10 protein-coding genes are annotated in these 10,604 nt (G+C 59.7%); 6 read left to right on the top strand and 4 right to left on the bottom strand.

The genetic code is table 11. The features are described 5' to 3' along the window. Positions 1–158: 158 nt before the first annotated feature. Positions 159–761 carry a TetR/AcrR family transcriptional regulator gene (locus tag FH975_RS06670; protein WP_162320656.1) on the bottom strand — a complete coding sequence of 201 codons (603 nt, stop codon included), beginning with the start codon at positions 759–761 and terminating at the stop codon, positions 159–161. A 33-nt stretch (positions 762–794) separates the two neighbouring features. Here FH975_RS06670 and FH975_RS06665 point away from each other — a divergent pair, with 33 nt between their 5' ends. Continuing rightward, positions 795–2,177 carry an anthranilate synthase component I family protein gene (locus FH975_RS06665; RefSeq protein ID WP_162320655.1) on the top strand — a complete coding sequence of 461 codons (1,383 nt, stop codon included), beginning with the start codon at positions 795–797 and terminating at the stop codon, positions 2,175–2,177. 66 nt (positions 2,178–2,243) lie between these two features. Then, positions 2,244–5,174 (top strand): FAD-binding and (Fe-S)-binding domain-containing protein, encoded by a 2,931-nt coding sequence (locus FH975_RS06660; protein ID WP_328821804.1) that lies wholly within the window; start codon positions 2,244–2,246, stop codon positions 5,172–5,174. Here the strand turns inward: FH975_RS06660 and FH975_RS06655 are convergent. Then, a complete protein-coding gene (locus FH975_RS06655) occupies positions 5,126–5,938 on the bottom strand; it encodes an HAD-IIA family hydrolase (protein WP_153078302.1) in 813 nt (270 codons plus the stop codon). The genes FH975_RS06660 and FH975_RS06655 overlap by 49 nt on opposite strands. Positions 5,939–6,076: 138 nt before the next feature. On the opposite strand from FH975_RS06655, the gene FH975_RS06650 reads away from it, so the two are divergent. From FH975_RS06650 to FH975_RS06640, 3 genes are read left to right on the top strand one after another with little or no spacing between them, the layout of a single operon-like run. After that, the gene (locus FH975_RS06650) at positions 6,077–6,451 is read left to right on the top strand and encodes a GntR family transcriptional regulator (RefSeq protein ID WP_153078313.1); all 375 of its coding nucleotides are present in this window, start codon (positions 6,077–6,079) and stop codon (positions 6,449–6,451) included. Between the two features lie 12 nt (positions 6,452–6,463). Continuing rightward, complete coding sequence (locus FH975_RS06645) at positions 6,464–7,402, top strand: ATP-binding cassette domain-containing protein (protein WP_162320654.1); 939 nt, start codon at positions 6,464–6,466, stop codon at positions 7,400–7,402. Beyond that, entirely contained in the window at positions 7,399–8,190 is a 792-nt protein-coding gene (locus FH975_RS06640; RefSeq protein ID WP_162320653.1) for a hypothetical protein, read from the top strand. Before FH975_RS06645 ends, FH975_RS06640 begins: the two co-directional genes overlap by 4 nt. 256 nt (positions 8,191–8,446) lie before the next feature. On the opposite strand, the gene FH975_RS06635 is transcribed toward FH975_RS06640, so the two are convergent. After that, a complete protein-coding gene (locus tag FH975_RS06635; RefSeq protein ID WP_153078305.1) occupies positions 8,447–8,794 on the bottom strand; it encodes a non-heme iron oxygenase ferredoxin subunit in 348 nt (115 codons plus the stop codon). A gap of 15 nt (positions 8,795–8,809) precedes the next feature. Continuing rightward, positions 8,810–9,196, bottom strand: a complete 387-nt coding sequence (locus FH975_RS06630) for an RNA-binding S4 domain-containing protein (protein WP_153078306.1) — start codon at positions 9,194–9,196, stop codon at positions 8,810–8,812. A 591-nt stretch (positions 9,197–9,787) separates the two neighbouring features. Between FH975_RS06630 and FH975_RS06625 the strand changes: the two genes are divergently transcribed. Then, a partial coding sequence (locus FH975_RS06625; RefSeq protein ID WP_162320652.1) for a M23 family metallopeptidase occupies positions 9,788–10,604 on the top strand: 817 nt, incomplete at its 3' end.

The raw sequence follows: 10,604 nt of genomic DNA, 5'->3' as shown, positions 1-10,604 counted from the left end.
CTGTCTTGGCGCGGCGAGCGGCGAGCGTACCGAGGCGGTAAAGCATCGTGGCCATGAAGTGGTCCTTCGGAAGTCAGAGGAGTGCAGGCAACACGGCCATCATATATGGAACGTTGCGTCTCGTTATTATGTCGGAGTTTTTTGAGAGGAAGATCACATTATCTGCGAAGGGTTCCGGTGAGCACAATGTCGATCTGCGCCTGCAGCCACTGCCGGTCAGGCTGGCCGACGGTCAACAGCCGAATGATGAAGGGATCCATAATGGCCGAGGCCACAGCCGCCGGGTCGATTCCATCGCGCAATCCACCTACGGCAGCCTCCTGGCGGATACGCTCTGTCAGTTCCATCTCATCCCACACCGAGCGGTCCTGAAAGAGCTTTCGCGTCTCCTCACCTCCGGTGACCAGGGCTCCCATGAGGCTCCGCGCCATAACGACTGTGTCCTCCATATGGGACTTCTCAAGCTCGCAGTCCAGCCATGCGGTGAGATCGGTCCGCAAATCACCAGTATTCGGTACCCGCTCGAAACTGAGCTTCAGGCGTCCGGTCATGAGTGACTCGAGAACCACAGCTGCCTTGTTCTTCCACCAGCGGTATATGGTCTGCTTGCCCACTCCGGCTTCGGCCGCAATGCGCTCCACAGTGAGCTCTTCGTAACTGTGGCCATGGTCGTCGAGCAAGCGGGCCACAGCGTCAAGAACAGCCTGGTGAGCCTCTTCGCTGCGAGGCCGGCCCCTCCGTGACGCTGCATCGTCTGTCATGGGCACTATGGTACGGCTCATAGGATGATCTTCATGTCGTCACGCCCCGCCTGGCCTTCTGTTCCATTTCCCGAAGCAGAGGATGCGGCCGCCGAGCTATTCGCTGCGCTCTGGGGCCGACTCGGTGAGCAAGCCGCTGCGGCGTTCTTAGACAGTAGCGACCACGCGCGGACCTCAGCACCTCAGCGCAGCCGGTACAGCATTCTTGCCTTTGCCTCTCCTGGGGATCAGGGCACGTGTTTGGACGCTGCAGCCTTTGACTGGTTGGCAGAGCACTGGCGGCACAGCGGCGCACCACTATCCGACGACGCCGTCACCTCGTCATCGCCGTTTCACCTTGGGTGGGTGGGGTGGATCGGTTACGAGAGCCAGGCGCGCATATTCGCTGCCACCCGGGGGGTCGTCGTCGACCATCACCTCGGGACTGCGGAGATTCTGTCTGCGAGCGGGGACACTGAGTGGCAGCATGTGGTGCGTACGGAGCTGGACGCGTTGCCGCATGAACAGCAGCATGCCACTGATATGGAGTTGTGCGCCCTGACGGTCCGGGACTCGCGGAGGGAGTACCTCGCAAAGATCCAAGCCGCTCAGGCTGAGATTCGCGAAGGGAACTCCTACGAAATCTGCCTCACTACGGCGGTGAACGGTGTGTTTCATGGTTCACCCTGGGAGGCCTATCGGCGAATGCGTGAGCACAATCGCGCTCCTTTCACACAGTATCTGCACTTTCCCTCAGGCCCAGGCGAGCCAGCCATGGCAGTTCTGTCCACTTCACCCGAGCGGTTTGCCTCCATCACCGTCGACGGAACGATTTTGTCGGAGCCGATTAAGGGCACGCGTCCCCGGGGAAGAGATGCCAAGGATGATGCCGCGCAGCTGGCGGACCTGCAGACGCATCCTAAGGACCGTGCCGAAAATGTGATGATTGCAGATCTTGTACGGAATGATCTTTCGATTCACGCGGAACCAGGCAGCCTGCGCACCGAGAGGCTGTGCGCAGTGGAAACCTACCCCAGTGTGCACCAGTTAGTTTCCACGATAAGCGCGAAGCTAGCGGCTCAGGCAGATCGTTCCCGAGCGCTGAAGGATGCGTTTCCTCCGGGTTCAATGACAGGCGCGCCAAAAGGGTCGACGATGAAGATTCTCGCTGATCTTGAAACTGGTGAGCGTGGACCGTATTCAGGTGTGGCCGGCTGGTTCAGCCGCACCGGCGCCTGCGACCTTTCAGTTCTTATTCGAACCGCAGTGCTGCACTCCACACATACCGACCCCGGTCCCGCGAGTTCATGGACCTTTCATCTGGGTCTGGGCGGTGCCATCACTGCTGATTCGACACCCGAAGGGGAATGGGAAGAGATCATCACCAAGTCACACGGTGTGTTGAGCGCTCTCGGGGCTGAATTTCCGCAGGACTAGGCCTCCCGGTACAGTGCAAGTCACACCAAGCTTGCAGATTGTTGACAATGTGGGAGGTCGTTGTAGGTGACTATCGCCGCTGATTCCGCCGCGACCGCGCTCGGTGACTCGGGGGACCTGATCGCCGCGCTCCGCCGGGCAGGGGTGTCCCGGGTGGACGGCTCGGAGCTTGCTCGCGGCATGTATTCCGCCGATGCCAGTCTGTACCGCGTAGTCCCTCGAGTGGTGGCCCGTCCTCAACACGTTGACGAGCTTCACGCCGCCCACCAGGTGTCCCGCGAACTGGCCGTCCCGCTGACCATGCGTGGGGCTGGCACATCGATCGCCGGCAATGCCGTGGGAGAGGGAATCGTCCTCGACACTCGTGATCTCAAGACCATCCTCGAGCTTGACCCAGAGGCACAAACGGCGCGTGTGGAGCCCGGAGTCGTCCACGCTGATTTGCAGCGGGCAGCTGCACCGTTCGGTTTGCGGTTCGGCCCCGACCCCTCGACTCATTCCCGCTGCACCATCGGTGGCATGATCGGCAACAATGCCTGCGGTTCCCGAGCTTTGGGGTATGGCCGTACCGCAGACAATATCGAGGCAGTGAAAGTCCTCTTCGGTAATGGCGAAACAGCTCACCTTGATGCGCGCTCTGGCCGGGGGTCCGGGGCCACGGCGAGCCAGCTCCTCGAGCTCGCAGAGCAGAATCTGGGTCATGTTCGAACGAACTTCGGACTCTTCGGCCGGCAGGTTTCCGGGTACAGCTTGGAGCACCTCCTCCCGGAGAACAAGGGACGGATTGAACGATTTCTAGCCGGGACTGAGGGAACTCTGGGAACCACTCTGGAAGCCACCGTCCATCTGGTCCGCGATGATCCAGGCAGGCGGCTGTTGGTGCTCGGTTTCCCCTCGGTGGCAGAAGCTGCCGATGCCGTGCCTCATATCCTGGCAGCCGGGTCCGGCAAGCTCATAGCCTGTGAGGGCATGGATTCCCGACTGGTGGCTTTGGTCCGTGGGGCTGGTCGGCGTGTGCCAACCCTGCCCAAGGGAGAGTCCTGGTTGTTCGTTGAAACAGCAGGCGACGACGCTCTCGAGGTTCTGAGTGAGGTAAAGGGCGCCTCCGGAGCCCTGGGGCATCGACTTATCGAAGACTCCGCGGAAGCTGTGGGCCTGTGGAAGATTCGTGAAGACGGAGCTGGGCTAGCTGGCATCAGCCTACCCACACCTGCCCACTCCGGCTGGGAGGATGCTGCAGTCCCACCTGAGCATTTGGGGCGATGGATGCGCGAGTTCGAGTCCCTCATGACAGAATTCGGCCTCCAAGGTTATCCCTACGGGCACTTCGGCGATGGGTGCATTCACTGCCGCATAGATTTTCCTTTCAAGCATGGGGATCCGCACAGCACAGGAGTATTCAAAGAGTTCCTTGCAGCTTGTGCGGAGCGGCTGGCGAGCTATGGCGGTTCGTTATCAGGGGAGCACGGTGATGGGCGCGCACGCTCGGAACTGTTGCCAATGATGTACGACGAGACCTCGATGGCGCTGTTCGCACAGGCAAAAGCGATATGTGACCCGGAGAACCTCCTCAACCCAGGCATTATCACCGCACCTGATGGCGGGTCGACAGCTTCCCAAACCGCGCACATTAAGCCCACGCAGCCCAAGCAGGACCTGCCGTGGCCTGGCATGCTGATGACCCACGATGCAGGAGACTTTGGAGCGGCTGTTCACCGGTGTTCTGGAGTCGGACGTTGCGTCGCGCCGAGGACCAGCGGGGTGATGTGTCCCTCCTACTTGGCGACTCGGGAGGAGAAAGACTCTACTCGCGGCCGCGGACGGATACTCCAGGAGGCTATGGACGGCACACTGGTCAAAGGACTAGCGGATCCCGCGGTCCATGAAGCATTGGATCTCTGCCTTTCGTGCAAGGGATGCGCAAGTGATTGCCCGGCTGGCGTGGATATGGCCGCATACAAGGCAGAGGCCCTGTACCAGACTTATGACAGGGACCAGAATGGTCAGCCCACACGTCGCCTCCGACCGCGCAGTCACTACATTCTGGGCAGACTTCCCTTCTGGGCCAAGCTCGCCAGTCCCATGGCGCCCCTGGCGAATGCCACCATGAAGATTCCCCCTGTTGCCGCAGTGGCCAAATGGGTGGCCGGTATCGACCAGCGGCGCAGCGTACCGAAGTTCGCCGCCAAGACATTCCGGCGTGCGGCCAAAAACTCTCAGCCACCGACGGCAGACCCGGACGTATGGGTTTGGGCTGACTCCTTCACGAATCACTTCTTTCCGCAGTCCGGGCACGCCGCTCTGGAGTTCCTGCGTGGGCAGGGATTGAATGTGCAGGTTATTGGGAAGAAGGGCTGTTGCGGACTTCCGTGGATCACCACCGGGCAGTTGGATCAAGCGAAAAAGCTCATCACCCAAGCAACCTCGGTCCTTGCTCCCTACGTCAGTTCCGGGGTACCGGTGATCGGTTTGGAGCCGAGCTGCCTGGCCACGCTACGCTCCGATGCGGTGGAAATCTCTGCAGCGGAGGAGGCTCGCACTGTCGCTGATGGAGTATTGACTTTCGCAGAGCTGGTCAATCGCCTGGTGGACGAAGGGCGCATCGAACTTCCGGATCTCAGCGATGTAGAGGTGGTAGCTCAGCCGCACTGTCATCAGTCGTCGATTATCGGTTGGGATGTGGACCAGGCCCTGCTGGAGATGGCGGGAGCTTCGGTGACCAAGGTAGCTGGATGCTGCGGGCTGGCTGGGAATTTCGGGGTGGAGAAGGGCCATTACGAGGTCTCGGTCGCTGTAGCTGAGACCAACCTCATGCCTGCAGTGCGGCAACAGGCGGCGCATAAGGACGAGGGTCGACGGAGCGTGGTGTTGGCAGACGGGATGTCATGCAGGATCCAGCTGGACGATCTAGCCGATGTCCCCGCTATCCACCTGGCCGAGCTGCTGGCTCAAGCTTCTTCAGACTCAGGTTCCCAAGGTTCGTCCAATAGCTCGTAGACACCATCAATGATGCGGTGCGGACGGAACGGATAGTGCGAGATGCTCGCCTGGGAAGAGACTCCGGACATGACCAAAATGGTGTGCATACCGGCTTCCATCCCGGCGACGATGTCGGTATCCATTCGATCACCGATCATCGCGGTCTGCATCGAGTGCGCCCCTAGGTGGTTCAGGGCCGATCGGAACATCATAGGATTCGGCTTGCCCACTACGTAGGGATCTGAACCGGTCGCCTTAGTGATAAGAGCCGCGATAGCGCCTGTTGCCGGCAGGACTCCCTCCGGGCTTGGCCCGGTTGCGTCCGGATTGGTCACGATAAAACGTGCGCCGGCGTTGATCAGCCGCACCGCTTTGGTGATCGCCTCGAAGCTGTAGTTGCGAGTTTCGCCCACCACAACATAGTCGGGGTCAGTCTCAGTCATGATGAACCCGGCCTCATGAAGCGCAGTAGTAAGGCCGGCTTCCCCGACTACATAAGCACTCCCGCTGCCCTGATCGACGTCGACTTGCTGAGCCAGGAACGTGGCCGTGGCCAGGGCTGAAGTCCAGATCCGGTTCTCCGGGACCACAAGCCCCGAATGCCGTAGGCGAGCCGAGAGGTCCCGAGCGGTGTAGATCGAGTTGTTGGTCAGCACCAGGTAGGGCAGATCTTGGCGTCGCCACTGTTCAAGGAGTTCTGCAGCACCGGGGAGAGCCTCCTGCTCACGCACCAATACCCCGTCCATGTCTGTCAGCCAGCATTCGATGTTCTCAGGACTCATAGACCCATCTTAGGCCGCGTGGCACAAAGAAAGCTTGACGGCGGCGTCGTCATATGGTTAATTAGTCAAGTAATGAACCACTTAGGTAGTGGAGTCGGATACAATGAGGTTGTTCCTGCAACCGTTGAAAGAGGTGACCTGGTGGAGGAAGGACGACCGCTGTTCGTGCAGATCGCTGAGGAGATCGAAGCATCTGTATTGGATGGCTCATTGGCTGAAGGGGAGCGCGCTCCCTCGACCAATGAGCTGGCTGCCTTCCACCGCATCAACCCAGCCACCGCAGCCAAAGGAATCAATCTCCTGGTGGACAGGGAAATCCTCATCAAACGCCGCGGACTCGGGATGTTCGTGGCTGAAGGCGCAGCTCAGCGGCTGCGAGCAGAGCGGCAGCAGAGTTTCGCGGACCACTACCTCACACCGATGCTCGCCGAAGCCCGTCACATAGGGCTCCCGGTGGAATCCGTCATTGAACTGCTGCGCGAACGAGTGCATCAGTCATCGAACAACGAGTGAGAGGAGAGGCCGATGAACGCGACAAACGCACCCGCGGCCATCGAGGTCACCGGCATGAGTCGCCGGTATGGCAGGGCCACCGCATTGGAAGATGTCAGCGTCAGCTTTGCGAAGGATCAGATTCACGGGCTGCTGGGCCGCAACGGCGCAGGAAAGACCACCCTGATGTCCATCATTGCGGCCCAAGATTGGCCTACAAAGGGTGAGGTCAAAGTGCTGGGCCACACGCCCCACGAGAATGAGCAGGTCCTGCCGAAGATTTGTTTCGTGCGGGAGGACCAGCGGTACCCGGATGACGCCCTAGCTCGGCACGCCTTCAGGGCCGCGTCCGCAGCCTTTGCAAAGTGGGACTGGGACTACGCACAGCGCTTGATCGCTGACTTCAGAGTTCCGGAGAAGACCAAGCTGAAAAAGATGTCCCGGGGTCAGAAGTCGGCTGTGGCCGTCATCATTGGACTGGCTTCGCGTGCTGAAGTGACGTTCTTTGACGAGCCGTATATGGGCTTGGATGCGGTAGCGCGCCAAGTGTTCTACGACCGCCTTCTGGAGGACTATGCCGCGCACCCCCGCACTGTCATTCTGTCATCCCACCTGATCGACGAAATTGCTCACCTGATCGAAAATGTGGTGCTGATCGACAGCGGCAGAGTGATACTTGATGAACCGGTGGAGGCACTGCGTGATCGAGCCATCACTTTGGTCGGGCGGGCCGATGCCGTGGCAGAGATGACGGCAGGTCGGGAAGTGCTGAGCGACGAGACCATGGGACGGATCTCCCGCACCACTGTCTTGGGCGGGTTGACTGATCACCAGATGAAACGAGTCCAAGAACTGGACCTGGACTTACAGCCGGTGTCGTTGCAGCAGCTGATCGTGCGGCTCACGAACCGGCATTCGAAGAACGAGCACCGTCATGATGTGCCGCGAGACCAAGGGGAGGGAGAAAAATGACAACCCCCACACAGCAATCCGCCCATACCACCCAGGCTGCCAGCCACGATGCCGTGCGACAGTCCACCTTCGCCCGTGTGCCGGGAGCCTTTAAGCTGCAGTTTTCGCCTTCGGTCACATTGATCAGTGTGCCCATTATGGTTTTCGTCGGAGTGTGGTTCCTGGCTGCGGGCATCGGCGCTTGGATCCATCACACCGCTGGCACTCGCGTGGCAGCCGAAGACCCTATCTACACTGGCGCGTCGCAGGCAGCGCTGTGGTGTCTGGTGTTCATGGCTGCCTATGCGGCGTCGCACACCTTTCCTTTTTCCATGGCTCTGAGCTACAGCCGGCGGACATTCATGCTGGGTGTGCTCCTGGCCTTCGGTTTGGTGTCATTGAGCTTTGGGGCAGCATTCTCCTTGGCAGCATGGGTAGAGCAGCTCACTGATGGCTTTGGTATTCACTTTTACACCTACGACCTTCCCTACATCACACAAGGAGACGGTGGGATTGTGGCGGGCGGAGCGCTTGCCGCAATAGTGTGTCTAGTTCTGATGCTCTTCGGCTTCTTCTGGGCAATTTTGTACCGCAGAGCTGGGCTTTTTGGGCTATGGATCGTCATCTTGGGATTTGCGGTGGTAGGTCTCGTCGCCACGATGCTGATCTTTCAGAATGACGGCTGGCCAGTGATCTGGGAATGGTTGATAGAGCAGAGTGCGCTGTCGTTGACGGGGTGGCTCGTGATTCCCACTGCATTGTTGGCGCTGCTCAACTATGGAGTGATTCGCAGGGCCACTCCCGCCTGAGTGACCTGGACATGAGAAAGCTCCCCGGCTGGCCGCGTGAGGGGACGCATAATGGCCAACCGGGGAGCTTCAATCACTCGCACCTTGATGAGGTACTAACTAATATAGGGGTCCACCTTGGAGAACAACCCGGTATTTGCTGAACATTATCTGTGAGTTTCTCTCGAGGTCTCTGCGAGTTCCAACACCAGGTGAACTGAGGCTAACGAGCTTGTGAACTGGGGATCTTTTTCGTTGGAACTTTTGATTACTCGGATTATTCAGCCTCAGGGTGTGGGACGCCGGGGTGAAGAACGAGGTTTCCGTCTTCCACGGTAACCAAATGAGTCTTAATGGGTTCGAAAGCTGGCGGTGTTTCAGCTGCTCCGGTGCGCAAGCAGAAGGCTGCCCCATGCATGGGGCACTCGAGAGTCTCGTCTTCGACGAAACCTTCGGAGAGAGATACCGACTCATGCGAACATTCGTCATCAACGGCATAGAACCCACCGTCTTCGGCGTGGACTACGGCAATATCTCCCTCGGTGCCGGCCTGTTTGGCTGTCACCTGCATTACCTGGCGCTCAGAAAGCTGGTCAGCTGGACCGAGATTTACGCGATGTGTCATACCTCTAGCCTAGCGTCACTCGTTCTTCGTGTAACCGCGCAGCAGCTCCAGCTGACGGCGCTCACGCTTGGTGGGTCGGCCGGCGCCTCGTTCGCGCATAGGCAGACCGACATCCCGGGGCTTAATCTGCTCGGGTGAGAGGTCCCGATAAGCCCTTTGAGCGACAGGAGCGCCGACCCGCTTGGCGTGGGTGTGTACGACTTCGAGAATCACTACATGGCCGGGCCTACTGATACTTATCCGGGTACCGGGCACAACATTCACGGAGGGTTTCACCGACTCGCCGGCGATCTTAATCTTCCCTGCGCGGCATGCGTCCGTGGCCGCAGAACGAGTTTTGAACATTCGAACAGACCACAACCAGGCGTCAGCCCGGACGGGGGATAACGGTCCATCTGTCATATGGACAGTGTAGACACGAGAAAGCTCCCCGGGTGGCCGCGTGAGGGGGACGCATAATAGCCAGCCGGGGAGCTTGAATCACTCGCACCTTGAAGAGGCACTATCTAAGTTACTCAACATTCTGAACGGAACACCCTATAACGGCTGGATGTTTCCTATGAATTTTTGAACGCCACCGTGTAACGGTCTGGTCACAATATGGGGCTCTCGGCGTTGGGGTGCCGGAACCCTGGGCAATCGCTGAAAGAGTAGCTAATTCAGGGGGCAGCACAGCGTTTGGCAGGTGTCCTGCGGTAGTGGCATCGCGCCATTCACCTTGTTCTGCCCCCTGATCTCACAGTCGTGACGGCATCTGTCACGGGCCAGCTGTGCAGAGTCACAGGTTGAGCACAGCTTCAACCTCCGGTCGAACGCCGCCCTGCCCCTGGCCGTAATCAACTTGTTAACCTGGGCGCGAGCTGACCGGGGGATTCGCTCAGATTTCCCATCGCTTGCTTCCCCACTTGTGGGCGGCCCCGGACAGTCCCACACGCATCACCGCCAGGTGGTGTGCGCAAGGAGTCGTGGCATTCGACTAGTGAGGATTGATCCGTGCCGAAAAAACTACCTGCGGCTGCAGTTGGCGCTTTAGCCGCTGGACTGACGTTGCCGTTCACCACCGCCGCCGTGGAGGCGGCTCCCTACTCTCCACAGCTTGAGCCTATGGCGGGCACGGCTGCCGCAGGGGTGTCGTCGTTGTCCCACGGGACCGTGATTACCGCCTCGCGCAGTTCTGGGCAATTCGTCCAGCCGCTGACGGGGACCTTCACGTACAGCAGCGAGTATGGCCCACGCTGCAGCTCGACTCCGGGAGCCTCGACGTACCACCTTGGCCAAGATCTGGTTGCGCCAGATGGCACTCCCTTTCGCTCAATTGCCGCAGGCACGGTGGTCAGCACTCAGCACGGCACCTCCAGCCGGGCAGGACATGTCATGGTCCGGCACAATATTGGCGGAAAGACGTACCACTCCCGGTACCTTCACGTCTGGAACGGCACCTCGCATGTGCAAGTGGGCGACTCCGTGCGCGCTGGCCAGACGATAGGCCTGGTGGGAAATTCGGGAGTAAGCAGCACACCACACTTGCATCTCGAAATTTGGGAGGGCGCCTGGTATTCCGGCACCGCCTTGGACCCCCAAGTGTTCTTGAGTGCGCGAGGAGTGGATATGCGAGCCGCTGCCGCACGGGTTTTCCTTCCCAGCGTCTGTTCCGACTCCTCCGGATCTGTCGGTACCGGCACTGCTGGTGGGTCGTCATCGTCTGGTTCGTCGTCGGGCCGGGTGACGGCACAGGTGAATATGCGTTCGGCGCCGAGTATGGGTAATAACGTTGCTCGTTCGTTGGCTGCTGGGACGAATGTGGATGTGT

Origin of the sequence: Nesterenkonia haasae (genome assembly GCF_010119385.1) — a bacterium.
Classification (GTDB): domain Bacteria; phylum Actinomycetota; class Actinomycetes; order Actinomycetales; family Micrococcaceae; genus Nesterenkonia; species Nesterenkonia haasae.
This window is presented reverse-complemented; position numbering and strand designations above follow the sequence as displayed.

What these genes read in the sequence shown, in the direction of transcription:
- FH975_RS06670 (WP_162320656.1), bottom strand. Translation starts at nt 761, where the DNA reads ATGACAGACGATGCAGCGTCACGGAGGGGCCGGCCTCGCAGCGAAGAG.
- FH975_RS06665 (WP_162320655.1), top strand. Translation starts at nt 795, where the DNA reads ATGTCGTCACGCCCCGCCTGGCCTTCTGTTCCATTTCCCGAAGCAGAG.
- FH975_RS06655 (WP_153078302.1), bottom strand. Translation starts at nt 5,938, where the DNA reads ATGAGTCCTGAGAACATCGAATGCTGGCTGACAGACATGGACGGGGTA.
- FH975_RS06645 (WP_162320654.1), top strand. Translation starts at nt 6,464, where the DNA reads ATGAACGCGACAAACGCACCCGCGGCCATCGAGGTCACCGGCATGAGT.
- FH975_RS06640 (WP_162320653.1), top strand. Translation starts at nt 7,399, where the DNA reads ATGACAACCCCCACACAGCAATCCGCCCATACCACCCAGGCTGCCAGC.
- FH975_RS06635 (WP_153078305.1), bottom strand. Translation starts at nt 8,794, where the DNA reads ATGACACATCGCGTAAATCTCGGTCCAGCTGACCAGCTTTCTGAGCGC.
- FH975_RS06630 (WP_153078306.1), bottom strand. Translation starts at nt 9,196, where the DNA reads ATGACAGATGGACCGTTATCCCCCGTCCGGGCTGACGCCTGGTTGTGG.